We start from the raw sequence: 18,631 nt of genomic DNA on the forward strand, positions 1-18,631 counted from the left end.
GGTATGTCACGTACATTCGACGGTCTCGTCGCCGAAGCCGACGCGGTGGACGTCTCCGGCTGGGACTTCTCCTGGCTTGAGGGCCGGGCGACCGAGGAGCGCCCCTCGTGGGGGTACCAGCGCCTGCTGGGCGAGCGCCTGGCCGCCGCGTCCGCCGGGCTGGACATCCAGACGGGCGGCGGGGAGGTCCTGGCGGGGGTCTCCACGTACCCGCCCACGATGGCGGCCACGGAGTCCTGGCCGCCGAACATCGCGAAGGCGACGGAGCTGCTGCACCCGCGCGGGGTCGTCGTGGTCGCGGACCCGGACGAGCCGCCGCTGCCGTTCGCGGACGGGGCGTTCGACCTGGTCACGAGCCGTCACCCGGCGACGGTGTGGTGGTCGGAGATCGCCCGGGTGCTGCGGCCGGGCGGGACGTACTTCGCCCAGCACGTCGGCCCCGAGACGGTCTTCGAGCTGATCGAGTTCTTCCTCGGCCCGCTCTCCGACGACCTGCGCCGCAGGCGGCACCCGGAGGAGGAGACGGCGGAGGCGCGGGCGGCCGGGCTGGAGATCGTGGACGTACGGATGGAGCGGCTCCGGATGGAGTTCTTCGACGTCGGCGCGGTCGTCTACTTCCTCCGGAAGGTGATCTGGACGGTGCCGGGCTTCACGGTGGACAAGTACCGGGAACGACTGAGGGACCTGCACGGCCTCATCGAGGCCGAAGGTCCCTTTGTCGCTCACTCGTGCCGGACGCTCATCGAGGCCCGTAAGCCGGTCACCCGGCAGCCCCTTACGCGGCGTTCTTGATCGCGGAGATCTCGAACGTCAGCTTGATCTTGTCGCTGACCAGGACGCCGCCGGTCTCCAGCGCGGCGTTCCAGGTCAGGCCCCACTCGGAGCGGAGCAGCTCGGCCTTGCCCTCGAAGCCGACGCGCTCGTTGCCGAACGGGTCCTTGGCGGCGCCGTTGAACTCCAGGTCGATGGTGATCGGCTTGGTGACGCCCTTGATGGTCAGGTCACCGGTGATGCGGTAGTCCGTGCCGCCCAGCGCCTCGGCGCTCGTGGAGCGGAACGTCATCAGCGGGAACTGCTCGGCGTCGAAGAAGTCGGCGCCGCGCAGGTGGGCGTCGCGGTCGGCGCTGCCGGTGTCGATGGACGCGATCGTGACGTCGATGGCCGCGCCGGAGGCCGCCGGATCGGTGCCGTCGAGGTCCAGCGTGCCCTCGTACTCGGCGAAGGTGCCGCGGACGTTGGTGACCATGGCGTGACGGGCGGTGAAGCCGATGCCGCTGTGGGACGGGTCGATCGTGTACGTCCCGGTCAGGGCGGCCAGGGCCGGGTCCACGGCGGTGGCGGTGGCGACGGGCGCGGTGGCGGTGCTGCGGCTGAAGAGACCCATGATGACGATGCTCCTTCGATGCGGTTGGTTGAACCTTCAACGAGAACGACGGTAGACCTATTCCGTTCAATTTTCAACCACTCTCCCGGATGAATCCGCAACCTCAATCAGCCGGACAGATGATCACGGGCGTGGTTATGATGCCCGGGATGATGAACAACTCCTCGTACGGATTGGGGGAATCGTTCGCTCAGGGTGAGTGCTGATGGCACACCCCTCCGCGAACGGGATTCCGCCCCACCTGTTGATGTGGCAGCGCGTACGTGAGTACGCCGTGCCACCGTCCATGATCGAGACCGCGACCGCACGGCGTGCGGCCGGTGACTGGGCGGGCGCCTGCGCCGCCGCCCGGATCGACGTCGATCTCGATCTGCGCGCCGTGCGCGACCGCCACGGCACCGATCTCGCCACCCGCCTCCGCGCGGACCTGCGCCGACTGGCGCCCGATCTGCTGCGCTGGCACATGCCCCGGATCGCCCCCGACGGGCGGCTCCGGCCCGGTCTCACCCTGTCCCTGGCCCGCTACCCGGGCCGAGCCGACGGCAGCGTGCACCTGGTCGTGCGCACGCCGCCGGCCTGGGCGGATGCCGGACAGCGCATGTCCCTGGCCCTCTGGGACGGGGCCGGCGGCGGTGCCTCCGGGTACCACCCGCACCCGCACCCCGACCGGCGTTTCCGGCTCGACCTGCACCGGCACCTCTGGGACGCCGGAAGGAGCGGCGAGCTGGCCCGGCGGTGCGGCGGCCATGCCGAGGGCCCGTGGGCCGTGACGCGCTGGGCCGCCGAGGCCGAGCTGCTGCTACGGGCCGAAGGCCGCCCGCGCGGGGCCTTCACCGTGCGGCTCGGCTCCCGCAGCCGGGCCGTGCTGGAGCTCGTCGCCCCCGACGACAGCCACGCCCCGACGTTCCGGCCGCTGACCGGCTCCCCGCCACCGCAGGAGCTCGCGGCGCTCCCGGTCCTGCCGGAGGCGGCGGCCCGGGTCCTGCCGGACCTGGAGCTGCTCCGGGCGGGGCTCGTCGCGGCCGGGCGGCTCCATCCGCTCGTCGCCGCGGCACTGGGCGCGTCCGATCCGGCGCCGGTCGCCCCCGTATCCGCGACCCGCGATCCGCACCGCGTGGAGTGCCGGGGCGCGGTCCACCGGATCGCCCTGCGGAACGGGGTGCTGGCGGCGGTCGACCACGACCCGGACCAACTGCGGCGTGAGGAACTGCTGGTGGCCCTCGGCGGGCCACCGCTGCCCTGCCTGCGGGCCATCGACGCGGTGCACCGCGATCCGGAGGCCCTGCCCGCGGTACGGGAACGGCTCGCGCACGGTGACGTCACCGGGGCGCTGGCCGTCGTCGAGGGGCTGCTCGGCCCCGGCGCCGTCCTGCGCGACGGGCCGCTGCGGGACGCGCTGGAGTCGGCCGCGACCCGCCGCGTCGACCACGGGCTCTTCCGCTCGGGGCTGGTCGCCGAGCACCCGGCCGCCGCCGGTCACCGCCCGCGGCTCGACCGCCGTACACCTCCCGCCATCCGCCGCAAGCGCGGCAACCGGGCCCGGCCGCGTACCGGCCTGCACACCTGACCGCGTCCCATCCGCATCCGCATCCGCAGACGCATGACGGCCGGGGTGGGGCCGTGCAGGGTCGCCCCCGCAGCGGATCGGCGGCGACGCACGGCTCCCTGACCGTTCGGGCACCCCGCCGACCGCGAGGAGGCGAGCCCGGAGGGGCCCCGCCCCACCCCCACCGGACTCCGCGCCCCCGAGCCGTCCCACCCCGTCCCTCCCCTCTCTCTCCCAGACCCAGGTGATCCCATGACTTCTCCCGCCCAACTGTCCCTCGCCGACGACCTCCTGTCCCTCCTCCGGACGACCACCACCGAGCCGCGCCCCGACGAGCAGCTCGAAGCGCTCACCCTCGCCGTCGCGGCCGACCTGCCCGTACTGCTGTGGGGCGAGCCGGGCATCGGCAAGACCGCGGCCCTGACCCAGCTCGCCACCTCCCTCGACCTGCCGCTGACGACCGTGATCGCCAGCGTCCACGAACCCTCCGACTTCTCCGGGCTGCCCATCGTGGGCGACGACCCGGCCGTGCAGGGGGTGCCGATGGCGCCGCCGCAATGGGCCGTGGAGCTCGTACGGGCCGGGCGCGGCCTGCTCTTCCTGGACGAACTGTCCACCGCCACCCCGGCCGTCCAGGCGGCACTGCTCCGGGTCGTCCTGGAGCGGCGGGTCGGCGCCCTGCAACTTCCGCCGGGCGTACGGATCGTGGCCGCCGCCAACCCCCGGGCGTCGGCGGCGGACGGATGGGAGCTGAGCCCGCCGCTGGCCAACCGTTTCGTGCACCTGTACTGGGTGCACGACCAGGAGGTGGTGGTGCGCGGACTGGGCGGCGTCTGGCCCCGCGCGGAGCTGCCCCGGCTGGAGGCGGACCGGCTCCCGGAGGCGGTCGCCCTCGCCCGGCGGGCGGTCTGCGGCTTCCTGAAGGCCCGGCCGACGCTCATCCACCGGCTGCCGAGCAGCGAGACCCGACGCGGCGGCGCCTGGCCCTCGCCCCGGAGCTGGGAAGCCGCCATGACGCTGCTGGCCTTCGGCACGGCGGCCTCCGTCTCCCGGGACGTGCTGGCCCTGCTGGTGCGGGGCGCGGTCGGCGACGGGCCGGGGCTGGAACTCCTCGCCCACCTGGACCGGATGGACCTGCCCGACCCGGAGTCGCTGCTGGCCGACCCGGCCTCCGCCGAGCTGCCGGACCGGGGCGACCTGCGGCAGGCCGCCCTGGAAGCGGTGGTCGCCGCCGTCGGGGCCCGGCCGGAACGGGCGCGGTGGGACGCGGCCTGGGCGGTGCTGGTCCGGGCGCTGGAGACCGGCGCCCCCGACCTGCTGGTCGCTCCCGCGTCGGCGCTGGCCGGGCTGCGGCGCGACGACTGGGAGGTCCCGGAGGCGGTGGAGCGGCTGGCCGGGGTGATCGGCCTCGCACGGCGCGCGGACCGGTCGGTGGGGCGGGTGGCGGCGGCGGCCGGCGCCGGACGCGAGGCGGGTACGCGCCGATGACGACGGCCGAGCGGCGCCCCAAGCCGCGCCCCGAACCCCCCGAGCCGCACGCCGAACCCCCCATGCCGCGCCCCGAACCCCCCAAGCCGCACGCCGAACCCCCCATGCCGCGCCCCGAACCCCCCGAGCCGCACGCCGAACCCCCCAAGCCCCGCCCCGAACCCCCCAAGCCGCGCCCCCAGCAGGCCGAACCTCCCATGCCGCGTCCCCGGCCCCGGGCCGTTCCGCGCCCGATGTCCCCGCCCGCGCCGCCGCGCCCGGTGCGGGCGACGACGCAGGAGCCCAGGCCCCGTACCGGGAAGCCGGCCGACCGGCCAGGGCTCCCGCTCGACATGGAGAAGTTGCTCGCCGCCCGGCTGCACGCGGTGAAGGTCCGCCCCTACCTGGCCGACGCGCTGTTCGCGCTGCACGTGGTGGAGGACAGCACGGTGCCGACGATGGCGGTGGACGCGCACTGGCGCTGCTACGTCTCGCCCGGCTTCGTGGCGCGCATGCCGGTGGAGGAGCTGGCGGGCGTCTGGGTGCACGAGGTCTCCCACCTGCTCAGGGACCACCACGGGCGGGGCGAACGGTACGCCCGGGAGCACGAGGCGTACGGGCCGGGGGAGAGGCTGCGGCGGAACATCGCCGCCGACTTCGAGATCAACGACGACATCTACGGCGACGGGCTCCCGCGCCCCAAGGGGGCGGTGCTGCCGTCGCTGCTGCGGCTGCCCTCCGGGCTGCTGATGGAGGAGTACCTGCGGACCGCGTCGATGTCCGGCCTCACCACGGACCTGGCCTGGCTGGACTGCGGCAGTGGCGCCGACGGACAGCAGCGCCCGTGGGAGCTGGGCCCCGACGGGGCGCGGGGGCTGACCAGGCAGCAGCGGGACGCGGTCCGCTTCCGGGTCGCGGAGGGGATCAAGGGACGGCCGGGCAGCGCGCCGGACGGGTGGCGCCGCTGGGCGGACGAGGCGTTCCACCCGCCGCAGCCCTGGCGGCAGTTGCTGGGCGCGGCGGTCCGCTCGGCGGCCGGTGCGCCGGGGGTGGGCGAGGACCACAGCTACCGGCGCCCCTCCCGCCGCTCGGCGAGCGTCCCCGGGGTGGTGCTGCCGAGCCTGCGCCGTACGCCACCGCGGGTCTGCGTCGTGATCGACACCTCCGGGTCGGTGAGCGACGCCGAGCTGGGCAGCGCGCTGCTGGAGGTGGCGGCGATCTCGCGGGCGGTGGGCGGGCGGCGCGACCTCGTCTCGGTGATCTCCTGCGACGCGGCGGCCGGGGTCGCCGTCCCGCTCTGCCGGGCCGAGAACATCGAGCTGCTCGGCGGCGGGGGCACGGACCTGCGCTCCGGTTTCGACCGGGCGCTCCGCTCCCGGCCCCGCCCGGACGTGATCGTCGCGCTGACGGACGGCCAGACACCGTGGCCCTCCGCGCAGCCGCCCTGCCGCACCGTCGTCGGCCTCTTCCCCCGGCCCGCCCACGGCGCCGACGAGAACGACCCCGACTACGTCCCGGACACTCCGCCGCCCTGGGCGCGGGTCGTCACCATCGGATGAGAACACCGGGCGTGTGACGGGACGTTGGAGATCGTCGGTCACGTCGGCGAGCGCCCGGCCGTGCCTCTATGCTGTCGTGGGCGCGTCAAGATCAACTGCGGAAGCAAACGGGGACATGAACAAGTACACAGTGATGGCCGCCGGCCTCGTCCTGTCGCTCGGACTCGTCGCGGGCTGCGGCCCCTCCGGCGACAAGGCCGCTCAGCCGGAGAACGCAAGCTCCACCGGCCCGAAGGGCGGCGCCAAGAGCACCGGTCCGGTCTACGGCGGCCCCGCGATACCCGGTCTCGCCGCCAAGCCGGCGTGGAGCCTGCCACCCGCCGGCGTCATCGACCTCGGGGAAACCTTCCTGTTCGTCAAGGACGCCCAGGGCGCGTACGCCCTGGGCGGGCCGTTCAACGACGATCCGATCGACGGCACGACCGGCACCCTCCACGTCAGCGACGCACCGGAGTCCGTCACCTTGGAGTTCCGGGACGTGAAGACCGGCGACCTACGCAAGGAGCTGAAGGTGACGGCCGAGAAGGTGGCCGCCACGACCTGGCACGACGGCGTTCCCGCGTTCGCGGTGTACAGCGGCCGTACGACCGAGTCCGACGGGCTGAGCGAGGAGAAGACCACCACCACGGTCACCGTCTACGGCGGCGACGGCGCCGAGCTGGGCAAGGCCCAGCGCGAGGGCGTCGATTTCCACGTCCACGAGGGCCACATCATCGAGGTCGTGGATGACGCGAGCCTGCGGCTCACGCCCATCGACGGTGGGGCGGCCCGCACGGTCGCCTGCACCGGGGAGCGGGCGAGCTGCTCCTTCGACCCGCGCAACAAGGAGATCGACGGCGGGCAGGCGCACGCTCCCCTGATCACCGGCACGTACGCCTTCCATGTGGAAAACGGGTCCACCTATGCGACCGGTCCGGAACAGCTCGTCATGTCCGACCTCGCCACCGGCAAGAAGGTGTGGAGCACCGCGGACGTCACCCCGCCCGCGGGCGTGAAGCTGGACGACGACGGGAGGCGGAACAGCGGTGCGGTGCGGGTGCTCGACGTGCGCGACGGCCGCGTACTCACCGCCTGGGGCGCGGGCGGCTTCGCGATGGACACGTGGGTGACGGCGACGTACGACATCGCGAGCGGCAAGCAGATCGGCGGCTCCACGAAGTACTCGTACGACGACTACCCCAACGACACCATCAACACCGAGGGGACGTCCGTCTTCTCCCCCGACCGCACTCTGGCCGCCGCCACCACGGAGGAGGGCACCGCCGTGTGGCAGCCCGCCGACGGCAAGGAGGTGTGGAAGCAGCAGGAGGGTGAGAAGCAGATGACACCGGTGCGCTTCTCGCCCAGCGGCGTGCTGTACGGCACGACGGCCGGGGACGGGGGAGGCGACGTTTTCCTGGCTGTCGACGGCCGGACGAAGAAGGTGCTCGCCAAGGACTTGCCCGAGGAGAACATCCCGCTCTTCTCCCAGCCGTCCGGCTACGGCTACATCGGCACGGACAAGGGCTTCTTCGTCTTCCCCTCCCAGGGGTGACACGCTCGAAGCAGGCCGCAGCGGAACGGACTTGGATTAACCGAGGGGCGTTGTTGGACTGGCGTCGCCGCACCGCGTCCGTTTCGTTGACGGTGCTGTGAGGCGACCGTTACCCCAGTGGCCATGTCGCCACGATTCCGTGCGGTGTGCGCCCTCGCCGCCGCCTCATCCGCCGTGTTCGCCCTGGCGGGACCCGCCGCCGCCGGACCACCCGCCGCCGGACCCGTCGCCGGACCATCCGCCGCCGGACCCGCCGCCGGACCACCCGCCGCCGGACCCGTCGCCGGACCATCCGCCGCCGGACCCGCCGCCGGACCACCCGCCGCCGGACCGCCCCCCAGCACGTCCGAGGCCCTCCTCATCGGCTCCCCGGAGCTGTCCGTCGCCGTCGCCCGGGACTTCCCGCGCGTCGTCTCGTACACCGACCGCGCGAGCGGGGCGCGGCTGCTCGGCAGTACGAGCCCGGTCACCGCCGTCACCCTCAACGGCAGGGCGTACGCCGTCCGGCTCACGGCCGGGCCCGTCGTCACCGCCACGAGCGCCCGCTACACCCTCGCCTTCCCCGACCTGCCGGGCGTCGAGGTGGACGCCACGCTCACCGTCTCCGGGCGGGCCACCACCTTCAAGGTGACGGCCGTCCGCGACACCGAGGCCTTCCGGGTGGGGACCATCGACATACCCGGGCACGACCTGGTGTCGGTCGGCTCCACCGAGCCGGGTGCCGCGACCGCGTTCACCCGGCTGGACCCCGACTCGACGCGTACGGCCGACGTCTTCGGGGCGGTGCCCGCGCAGCCGGAGGCGGCGCCCACCGGGGCGAGCTACGCCATCGTCAACACCGGCTCGCTCGCCGCCGCCGTCGAGTCGAACTCCAGCTACGACAAGCCCTCCGGCCCCACGAACGGCGACGACGCCCGCTTCTGGCACCAGGCCCGCGAGGCGGCGGACGGCAGCGTACGCGTCGGCGTGTGGTCCGGGCAGTGGACCTACCGGGGCGCCGGCGCGCCACGGCCCGAGAGCGGCGACCACCTGCCGTGGGCCAAGGTCGTCGTGACGCCCGACGCCAACGGGGACGCGCGGGTCGACTGGCAGGACGGCGCCATCGCCTTCCGTACGCTCGGGATCAAGGCCCCGGGCAGCGCGCGGACACCGGACCGGGTCGTCACCCACATCCCGTTCAACTTCGCCAGCCAGGCCACCCACCCCTTCGCCCGCACGCTCGACGACGTCAAGCGGGTGTCGCTGTCCACGGACGGGCTCGGGCAGTTGGCCGTGCTGAAGGGGTACGGATCGGAGGGCCACGACTCCGCCCACCCCGACTACGGCCGCAACTACAACAAGCGCGCCGGGGGCCTCGCCGACCTCAACAACCTCCTCCGCAACGGCAAGAAGTGGGGCGCCACCTTCGGCGTCCACGTCAACGCCACCGAGTCGTACCCGGAGGCCCGCAACTTCAGCGAGACCCTCGTCGACAAGACGAAGCCCGGCTGGAACTGGCTCAACCAGAGCTACTACATCGACCAGCGCCGGGACATCAACAGCGGTGACCTCGCCCGCCGGTTCCAGCAGTTGAGGGACGAGACCGACCCCAACCTCTCCTTCCTCTACATCGACGTCTACTACACGCACGGCTGGATCGCCGACAAGACCATCCAGGCCGTGCAGGCGCAGGGCTGGAACGTCGGCACGGAGTGGGCGGACAAGTTCGAGCGGGCGTCCCTCTGGTCGCACTGGGCCAACGACCTGGACTACGGCGGCGCGACCAACAAGGGCCTCAACTCGCGGATCATCCGGTTCATCCGCAACGGCGAGAAGGACATCTGGAACAACCACCCGGTCCTCGGCCAGACAGCCCTGGAGGACTTCGAGGGCTGGACCGGCGAGACCGACTACACCGCCTTCCTCGCCAACGTCTGGCAGAAGAACCTGCCCGCCAAGTACCTCCAGCAGCACAAGATCCTCCGCTGGAGCGAGGAGGGGAAGAGCGCCGACATCACCTTCACGGGCGGGGTGCGCGGCACGGTCGAGGACGGCAGGCGGACCTTCTACGAGCACGGTCGCAAGGTCCTGGACGGCGACCGCTACCTGCTGCCCTGGAAGGGCAAGCTGTACCACTACAACAAGGCCGGTGGCACGAGCACCTGGGCGGTGCCCGGCGGCACGTACACGGTCTACAAGCTGACCGACAACGGGCGGATACGGACCGGGACGGTACGGCCCGCACCGGACGGGCGCGTCACGCTCACGGCCGCCGCCGGACAGGCGTACGTCCTGTACCGGGACGCGGCCCCCGCCGCCGCCGACCCGGCATGGGGCGAGGGCACGCCGGTGAAGGACCCGGGCTTCAACGACGCGCGGCTGGGGTCCTGGACCAGGATCGGGGCGGTCGTGCGCCACACCGACGAGCAGGGGCGCAACAGCGCGGTGCTCACCGGTGAGGCCCGCGCCGGGGTGGCCCAGCGGATCGCGGGGCTGACACCGGGGAAGCGGTACAGCGCGTCCGCCTGGATCGAGGTGCAGCCCGGCGCGGCCCGGCGTACGACGCTGGCGGCGGGCGGCGCCTCCGTGGCCGTCGAGCGCTCCACGGTGCCCAACCGGATCGCCGCCTCCGACTGGCACGGGACGTCGATGCAGCGCGCGAAGGTCCACTTCACCGCCCCGGCGGGCGGCGAGGTGACCCTGTCCGTCACGGCCGAGGGCGGCGGCAGCGCGGCACGGGTGCGCGTGGACGACGTACGGCTCGTCGAGAACGCCCCCACCGTGAAGGCAGGGGTGTACGAGGACTTCGAGGCCGTCGACCAGGGGTGGGGGCCGTTCCTGAAGGGTGACGCGGGCGGCGCCAACGACCCGCGCACCCATGTGAGCCAACTGCACGCCCCGTACACCCAGGCGGGCTGGAACGGGAAGCTCGTCGACGACGTGCTGGAGGGCGGCGAGTCCCTCAAGGCCCACGACGAGAACACCGGCCTCGTCTACCGCACGGCGCCCTGGACCGTGCCGATGAAGGACGGGCACAGCTACCGGGTCGAGTACGACTACCAGTCCAGCCACGCGGGCGCGTACGAGTGGGTGACCGGCTATGACAGGGGCACTCGTGCGGTCGAGACCCGCCGTACCCCGATCGGGCAGCAGCGCACCACCGGACGCTTCAGCGAGACCGTGACGGCCGGGTGCGGCGACACCTGGACCGGGCTGCGCAAGCGCGCCGACGCCCCGGACGGGGCCGACTTCGTCCTCGACCGGTTCACCGTCACCGACCTCGGTCCGGCCACCGCCCGCCCCGCCTGCGCCACGCTCGCCCTCACGGCCGGCGAGACACTGGAGCCGGGGCGCGCCAACGACGTCACGGCGACCTTCACCAACTACGAGACGGCCGCCGTGACCCCGTCCGTCACGCTCGGCCTGCCGGAGGGCTGGACCGCCGAGCCCTCCGGCCCGGTCACGCCCGGCACGGTCGAGCCGGGCGGCAGGGCGACCGCGACCTGGCGGGTGACGCCGCCGGTGGACGCCGCCTACCGGGCGTACGAGCTGGCGTCCTCGGCCTCGTACAGCGTCGGCGGCACCGGCCGGACGCTCACCGCCGCCACGTCCGTGCGCACCCTGCCGCCCCCGCCGACCGCCGACGCGTGGGCGAGCGACCTGGACTGGGCGTCGGCCCGCAGCGGCTGGGGGCCCGTCGAGCGGGACATGTCCAACGGCGGGACGGCGGCGGGCGACGGCACCCCGCTGCGGATCGGGGGAGTGGCGTACGCCAAGGGCCTGGGCACCCACGCCCCGGCGACCGTGCGCTACTACCTGGGCGGGAAGTGCACCTCGTTCACCGCCGAGGTGGGGGTGGACGACGCCCAGGCGACGCGGGGGAGCGTGCAGTTCACCGTCACGGCGGACGGCGCGGAGAAGGTGAAGTCGCCGGTGCTGAGGGCGAGCGACGCGCCCTGGTCGCTGAACGCGGACGTCATGGGCGCGTCGTACGTCGACCTGGTCGTCGGTGACGGCGGTGACGGCAACGGCAACGACCACGCCGACTGGGGCGACGCCCGCTTCCACTGCGGGTGAACCGGCCCTGGGGAAGAGGGCGTCCTGATCGAACGATCAATTCGCACACGCCATGTGCGATTCATTGACCATTCGCGCGTTCGTATGGGAGAAAGCGCTTACCCGCGAGTGCCTCGCGCCCTCTTCCCCGGAGGTCCGTCCGCCATGCCTCCCTCCCCCTCCCCTTTCCCCTCCCGCCGCACCGTCCTCCTCGCCGCGGTCGGCAGCACACTCCTCCCGCCGGTGTCCCGGGCGTACGCCGCTGAAGCCGACGCGTTCGACACCCTCCGCCTCACCTGGCGCGACCTCATCCTCGGCACCGGCTTCACCCCCGCCGCCGAGCCGTACGCCACCAAGCTCGCCAACCTCGGCACCACCGCCCGGGGCCTCCGCGCCACGATGGCCCCCGCGGGCGGCTCCCTGTGGCCCGACCTCCCGTACGCCGACCCCGAACCGGACACGGACGCCGAGTCGTACACGTACTCCGGCAACCTCGGCACCAGCTTCAACCGCCTCCGCACGATGGCCGAGGCGTACGCCCAGCCCGGCACCGGCCTCACCGGCGACCCCGGCTTCCGGGCTGAGCTCCTCACCGCCCTCGACCACCTCCACGACCAGGCCTACAACGCCTCCCAGGCCCGCTACGGCAACTGGTACAACTGGCAGATCGGCATCCCGCAGGCCCTGCTCGACATCGACGTCCTGCTGTACGACCACCTCGGCGCCGCCCGCGTCGCCGAACACTGCGCCGCCGTCGACCACTTCGTCCCCGACAGCGCGGTCGCCGACTACACCGGCACGTCCACCGGCGCCAACCGCGTCGACCTGTGCCGCGTCCTCGCCCTGCGCGGGGTCGTCGGTGAGAACTCCGCCAAACTCGCCCTGGCCCGCGACGCGCTCTCGCCCGTCTTCCCGTACGTCACCTCCGGCGACGGGCTCCACGCCGACGGCAGCTTCATCCAGCACCTCTACGTGCCGTACGCCGGGTCCTACGGGGCCGTGATGCTCGGCGGCCTGTCGCTGCTGTTCGCCCTGCTCAAGGGGTCCGCGTGGGAGGTCACCGACCCGGGCCGGCAGGTCGTCCTCGACTCGGTCGAGAAGGCGTACGCGCCCTTCCTCTTCAACGGTCTCGCCATGGACGGCGTTTCCGGGCGTGCCATCAGCCGTGGCGTGCAGAAGGCGGACACCCGAGGCATCCGGCAGGACGACCACCTGCGCGGGCACGGCGTCATCGCGTGCGTGGCGCTGCTCGCGCGCAGCGCGTCCACCGCCGAGAAGGCCCGCTGGGACGGCATGGTCAAGGGCTGGATCGCCCGCGACTACTTCAGCCCGGTCCTGTCCAGCCCGGCCCTGGGAGTCGCCCAACTGTCGCGGCTCAAGGCCGTCGCCGACGGGCCGGCGGCCGTGAGCGCGGAACCCGTCGGCCACCGGCTCTTCCCCGCCATGGACCGTGCCGTCCACCGCCGCCCCGGCTGGGCGGCCGCCCTGTCCATGGCGTCGAACCGGATCACGTACTACGAGAACGGCAACGGGGAGAACCTCCGCGCCTGGCACAGCGGCTCCGGAATGCTCTACTGGTGGGGCGACACCTTCGCCAACGGCCAGTACAGCGACGACTTCTGGCCGACCGTCGACCCCTACCGGCTGCCTGGTACCACCGCGTCCCGCAAGGCGCTCGCCGACGGGGAGGGCGGCACCTGGGGCGCGCCCCGGCCCGACGTGCGCTGGGTGGGCGGGGCGACGGACGGGACGTACGCGGCAGTCGGGCAGTACCTGAAGGGGCTGTCCTCCACACTGCTGGCCAAGAAGTCCTGGTTCTTCCTGGACGACGCCGTGGTCTGCCTCGGCGCCGGCATCCGCTGCTGGGACGGCACGGGCGTCGAGTCGGTCGTCGAGAACCGGAACCTGGGCGCGTCCGGGACCCACGCCTTCACCGTCGACGGCTCGGCCCGGCCGACCACGCCCGGCTGGAGCGCCGCGCTGACCGGCGCCCGGTGGGCGCACCTGGCGGGACACGCCGGGTACGTCTTCCCGGGCGGGGCCACGAGCGGCCTGAAGGCGCTGCGCGAGGCCCGCACGGCCGCCTGGTCGGACATCAACAAGGGCGCCGCGGCGGACCCCGTCACGCGCCGGTACCTGACCCTGTGGTTCGACCACGGCACCGATCCGACCGGGGGCACGTACGCGTACGTCCTGATGCCGGGCGCGAGCGCCGCGCAGACCTCGGCGCGGGCCGCCGACACCGGGTGGCTCACCGTGCTCGCCAACACGAACGACCAGCAGGGCGTGCGGGTGCCGTCCCTGGGCCTGACGGGCGTGAACTTCTGGTTCGGCGGGACGGTCGGAGCGGTCACGGCCTCCGCGCCCGCGAGCGTGCTGATCCGCGAGAGCGGCGGCACGGCCTCCCTCTGCGTCTCCGGCCCGCTGCGGGACGGCGCCACCGTCGACCTGACGTGGAACCGTCCGGTGTCGGAGGTGACGTCCAAGGACCCCTCCGTCCAGGTGATCGCGACCGGGCAGGCGCTGAAACTCCGCGTCACGCCGGGCACCCTGGGTGCGGTCCACAAGGCGGTGGTGCGACTGGGGTAGAGCCCTTGCGTGTCATGCCCACTGCGATCGCCCTCCCGGGAGGCCCTCCGTGCCACCGACACCGTCCGCCTGGTCCCGCCGCACCTTCCTCACCGCCACCTCCACCGCAGCCCTGGGACTCGCCGTGCCCGCACAAGCCGCCACCCGAGCCGACGACTTCGAGTCGCTCCGGCTCCGCTGGCTCGACCTCCAGCTCGGCACCGGCTACGACCCGGCCGCCGAACCGTACGCCTCCCGCCTCGCCGACACCGGCGACCTCGCCGCCCGCTACCGCACCTCCATGGCCCCCACCGACACCTCCCTGTGGCCCGGGTACGCCTTCAACCCGCCCTCCGGGATCACCCAGAGCTACCACCGCCTGTGGACCATGACCCAGGCGTACGCGCAAGCGGGCACCGGCCACACCGGGGACCCCGCCCTCCTCGCCGACGTCCTGCGCGGGCTCGACCACCTCTCCGAGCGGGTCTACAACCCCTCCACCACCCGCTACGGCAACTGGTGGGAGTGGCAGATCGGCAGCCCCCGCCTCCTCATGGACATCGTCGCCACCCTCTACGACGCCGCCGGCCCCGCCCGCGTCGAAGCCGCCTGCGCCGCCGTCGACCACTTCATCCCCGACGCGATGCTCCGCGACTACAGCGGCACCTCCACCGGCGCCAACCGCGTCGACCTGTGCCGTTCCGTCGCGCTGCGCGGCCTCCTCGGCAGATCCCCGGCCAAGCTCGCCCTCGCACGGGACGCACTCTCCCCGGTCTTCCCGTACGTGACCAAGGGCGACGGCCTCTACGCCGACGGGTCGTTCGTGCAGCACACCTGGGTCGCCTACTCCGGTACGTACGGACAGGTCATGCTCGACGGCCTGGGACGGCTCTTCGCCCTCCTCGCCGGGTCCCCCTGGGACGTCACCGATCCCCACCGCCAGATCGTCCTCGACAGCGTCGAGCACGCCTACGCGCCCCTTCTGTACAACGGTCTGATGATGGACAGCGTCAACGGCCGCGCCATCAGCCGGGGCATCCTCCGCAACGACCCGCGCGGGATCATGCGCGGCGACCACTTCCACGGCCAGGGCATCATCGCCGCCATAGCGCTGCTCGCCGGCGGCGCCTCGGCCGCCGAGCGCGACCGGTGGCACGCGCGCGTGAAGGGGTGGATCGAGCGGGACACGGTCTCCCCGGTCCTCACCGCCGGCCAGTTCGGGGTCGCCGACCTCGCCCGGCTGCACGCGGTCGCCGCCTCACCCGTCCCCGCGGCGCCGGAACCGGTCGGCCACAAGCTGTTCGCCGCCATGGACCGGGCCGTGCACCGACGCCCCGGCTGGGCGGCCAACATCTCCATGGCCTCGGAGCGGATCTCGTACTACGAGTGCGGCAACGGCGAGAACCCGCGCGGCTGGCACACCGGTGCCGGGATGCTCTACTGGTGGGGCCCGGGAGGTGACGGCCAGTACACCGACTGGTTCTGGCCGACGGTCGACTTCTACCGGCTGCCCGGCACCACCGTGTCCACCAAGCGGCTGCCCGACCGGGCGGGCGGCGAGTGGGGCGTGCCGAAACCGGCCACGGCGTGGGTCGGCGGGGTGACGGACGGCGAATACGCCGCCGTCGGGCAGCACCTGAAGGGCCTCGGCTCCACCCTGGAGGCCCGCAAGTCATGGTTCTGCGCCGCTGACACGGTCATCTGCCTCGGCGCGGGCATCAGGTGCGCCGACGGCGTCCCCGTCGAGACGATCGTCGACAACCGGAACCTCGGGGAGGCGGGCGAGGAGCGGCTCACCACCGGACCCGGCTCGCGCTGGGCGCACCTGGAGGGGCACGGGGGCTGGGTGTTCCCGGGTGGTACCGACCGGCTGCGCACCCTGCGGGAGGACCGGACCGGCGCGTGGCGGGACATCAACACCACGTCCACCACCGAGCGCCGCACCCGCCGGTACCAGACCCTCTGGCTCGACCACGGCACCGATCCGGCGGACGCCTCGTACGCGTACCTGCTGATGCCGGGCGCCCCGCGCCGGGCGGTCGCGGCCCGGGCGCATGACCCCCACTGGCTGGAGATCCTCGACAACACCGCCGCCCGCCAGGCCGTCGCGGTGCCCTCGCTGGGCCTGACCGCCGCCAACTTCTGGCAGCCCGGTACGGTGGGGCCGCTCACCACGAGCGCGCCGGCGAGCGTGCTCGTACGCCGCCGGGGCCGTACGGTGACGGTCTGCGTGAGCGAGCCGCCGCGCACCGGGCGGCCCCTGGAGATCACCTGGCACCACCCGGTCCACCACGTCGACGCCCACGATCCGTCCATCGAGGTCCTCGCGGCGGGCCGCACGCTCCGGCTGCGGGTCGCCCCGGGCACGGCGGGCGCGGGGCACCGCTGCACGGTGATCATCTGACCCTATTGTGGGACCTCCACAATGCTTGGGGGCTCTGGGCTGGCACTTCGGCTGCACTGCCGAATGGTTCTGTCCAGGGCTCACAGGAGATGGGTCGGGAGACTGTACGGAGTCGACGGCGGTTTTTCTTGGTCGGCTCCGTAGGGTCGATGCATGACCGTTGTGGACGAAACCCAGGGCGAGCCGACCGATGCCCGTGGGCGTGTGGCCGAGCTGCACGCTCTGCGTGAGGAGGCCCTGCGTGGCCCGAGTGAGCGGGCGACCGAGGCGCAGCATGCGAAGGGCAAGCTGACTGCTCGTGAGCGGATCGAGCTGCTGCTGGATCCGGAGTCGTTCCGTGAGGTCGAGCAGTTGCGCCGCCACCGGGCGACCGGCTTCGGCCTGGAGAACAAGAAGCCGTACACCGACGGTGTCATCACCGGCTGGGGAACGGTCGAGGGCCGCACGGTCTTCGTCTACGCGCACGACTTCCGGATCTTCGGCGGCGCGCTGGGCGAGGCCCACGCCACCAAGATCCACAAGATCATGGACATGGCCATCGCGGCCGGTGCGCCGCTGGTCTCCCTGAACGACGGCGCCGGCGCCCGTATCCAGGAGGGCGTCAGCGCCCTCGCCGGCTATGGCGGCATCTTCCAGCGCAACACCCGCGCCTCGGGTGTGATCCCGCAGATCAGCGTGATGCTCGGTCCCTGTGCGGGTGGTGCGGCCTACAGCCCGGCGCTGACGGACTTCGTCTTCATGGTCCGCGACACCTCGCAGATGTTCATCACCGGCCCGGACGTCGTCAAGGCGGTCACCGGTGAGGAGATCACCCAGAACGGCCTCGGCGGCGCCGATGTGCACGCCGAGACCTCGGGCGTGGCGCACTTCGCGTACGACGACGAGGAGACCTGCATCGCGGAGGTCCGCTACCTCCTGTCGATGCTGCCCTCCAACAACCGCGAGAACCCGCCCGCCCACCCCAGCGAAGACCCGGCCGACCGCCGCTCGGAGGTCCTCCTGGACCTGGTCCCGGCCGATGGCAACCGGCCCTACGACATGGCCAAGGTCATCGAGGAGCTCGTCGACGACGGCGACTACCTGGAGATCCACGAGCGGTGGGCGCGCAACATCATCTGCGCGCTGGCCCGCCTGGACGGCCAGGTCGTCGGCATCGTGGCCAACCAGCCGCAGACGCTGGCGGGTGTGCTGGACATCGAGGCGAGCGAGAAGGCAGCCCGCTTCGTCCAGATGTGCGACGCGTTCAACATCCCGATCATCACCCTGCTGGACGTCCCCGGCTTCCTCCCGGGCGTCGACCAGGAGCACGGCGGCATCATCCGCCACGGTGCGAAGCTGCTGTACGCGTACTGCAACGCCACCGTGCCGCGCATCTCGCTGATCCTGCGCAAGGCGTACGGCGGCGCGTACATCGTCATGGACTCCCAGTCCATCGGCGCCGACCTCACCTACGCCTGGCCGACGAACGAGATCGCCGTGATGGGCGCCGAGGGCGCCGCCAACGTCATCTTCCGCCGCCAGATCGCCGACGCCGAGGACCCCGAAGCCATGCGCGCCCGCATGGTCAAGGAGTACAAGGCCGAGCTGATGCACCCGTACTACGCAGCCGAGCGCGGCCTCGTCGACGACGTCATCGACCCCTCCGAGACCCGCTCGGTGCTCATCGCCTCCCTCGCGATGCTCCGCACGAAGCACGCCGACCTGCCGTCCCGCAAGCACGGCAACCCGCCCCAGTAACAGGAGCCCCACGTGACCGACACCAACCTGCTCCGCGTCGAAAAGGGCCACGCCGACCCCGAGGAGCTGGCCGCCATCACCGCGGTGCTGCTCGCCCGCGCCTCCGCCCGCCCGGCGGCCACTCCGGCGCGTCGCGTCCGCTCCACGGCCGGCTGGCGCCGCCTGGAGCGCCAGGGCGGCTTCCGCGCCGCCCACTCCTGGCAGCGCTGAGCCTCCCACGCAGGGCCCCGCACCACGTCCGGTGCGGGGCCCTGCGGCGTCCCGGGACGGATGCCCCGGCGGTCGTACGGCCCCGTGTGCCCACAGGCGCCCACCGCCACCTGCGCCCGCCGCGGCGCGAAGCTGCCGCGAGCCGGGGCGTGGGGGCGGAGCCCCCGCAAAGCAAACCCTTCTACGA

General features: G+C 73.1%; 11 protein-coding genes. 10 read left to right on the forward strand and 1 reads right to left on the reverse strand.

Annotation, left to right across the window (positions count from 1 at the left end):
- The first annotated feature begins 3 nt into the window (after positions 1-3).
- Positions 4-792: a class I SAM-dependent methyltransferase gene (locus tag ACZ46W_RS10020; protein WP_468334184.1), complete on the forward strand. Its 789-nt coding sequence runs from the start codon at positions 4-6 to the stop codon at positions 790-792.
- On the opposite strand, the gene ACZ46W_RS10025 is transcribed toward ACZ46W_RS10020, so the two are convergent.
- Positions 776-1,384 (reverse strand): YceI family protein, encoded by a 609-nt coding sequence (locus tag ACZ46W_RS10025; protein WP_468334186.1) that lies wholly within the window; start codon positions 1,382-1,384, stop codon positions 776-778. The two genes, ACZ46W_RS10020 and ACZ46W_RS10025, sit on opposite strands and share 17 nt — an antisense overlap.
- A 205-nt stretch (positions 1,385-1,589) precedes the next feature.
- Here ACZ46W_RS10025 and ACZ46W_RS10030 point away from each other — a divergent pair, with 205 nt between their 5' ends.
- The 9 genes from ACZ46W_RS10030 to ACZ46W_RS10070 all read left to right on the forward strand — a co-directional run bounded on the left by ACZ46W_RS10030 (position 1,590) and on the right by ACZ46W_RS10070 (position 18,444).
- The gene (locus ACZ46W_RS10030) at positions 1,590-2,951 is read left to right on the forward strand and encodes a hypothetical protein (protein WP_468334189.1); all 1,362 of its coding nucleotides are present in this window, start codon (positions 1,590-1,592) and stop codon (positions 2,949-2,951) included.
- A gap of 231 nt (positions 2,952-3,182) precedes the next feature.
- Positions 3,183-4,418, forward strand: coding sequence for an AAA family ATPase (locus ACZ46W_RS10035; RefSeq protein ID WP_468334192.1), 1,236 nt, complete (start codon positions 3,183-3,185; stop codon positions 4,416-4,418).
- 332 nt (positions 4,419-4,750) lie between these two features.
- Positions 4,751-5,956 (forward strand): vWA domain-containing protein, encoded by a 1,206-nt coding sequence (locus ACZ46W_RS10040; protein WP_468334739.1) that lies wholly within the window; start codon positions 4,751-4,753, stop codon positions 5,954-5,956.
- 115 nt (positions 5,957-6,071) lie between these two features.
- On the forward strand, positions 6,072-7,490 hold the full coding sequence (locus tag ACZ46W_RS10045; protein ID WP_468334195.1) for a hypothetical protein: 1,419 nt from the start codon (positions 6,072-6,074) through the stop codon (positions 7,488-7,490).
- Positions 7,491-7,613: 123 nt separating this feature from the next.
- Entirely contained in the window at positions 7,614-11,546 is a 3,933-nt protein-coding gene (locus ACZ46W_RS10050) for an endo-alpha-N-acetylgalactosaminidase family protein (protein ID WP_468334198.1), read from the forward strand.
- Positions 11,547-11,690: 144 nt separating this feature from the next.
- Positions 11,691-14,114 carry a polysaccharide lyase 8 family protein gene (locus tag ACZ46W_RS10055; protein WP_468334201.1) on the forward strand — a complete coding sequence of 808 codons (2,424 nt, stop codon included), beginning with the start codon at positions 11,691-11,693 and terminating at the stop codon, positions 14,112-14,114.
- Between the two features lie 49 nt (positions 14,115-14,163).
- Positions 14,164-16,497, forward strand: a complete 2,334-nt coding sequence (locus ACZ46W_RS10060) for a polysaccharide lyase 8 family protein (RefSeq protein ID WP_468334204.1) — start codon at positions 14,164-14,166, stop codon at positions 16,495-16,497.
- Between the two features lie 153 nt (positions 16,498-16,650).
- The gene (locus ACZ46W_RS10065) at positions 16,651-18,234 is read left to right on the forward strand and encodes an acyl-CoA carboxylase subunit beta (RefSeq protein WP_468334207.1); all 1,584 of its coding nucleotides are present in this window, start codon (positions 16,651-16,653) and stop codon (positions 18,232-18,234) included.
- A gap of 12 nt (positions 18,235-18,246) precedes the next feature.
- A complete protein-coding gene (locus ACZ46W_RS10070; protein ID WP_468334210.1) occupies positions 18,247-18,444 on the forward strand; it encodes an acyl-CoA carboxylase subunit epsilon in 198 nt (65 codons plus the stop codon).
- Positions 18,445-18,631 lie beyond the last annotated feature (187 nt).

This window comes from Streptomyces sp. NPDC031064 (assembly GCF_055570965.1).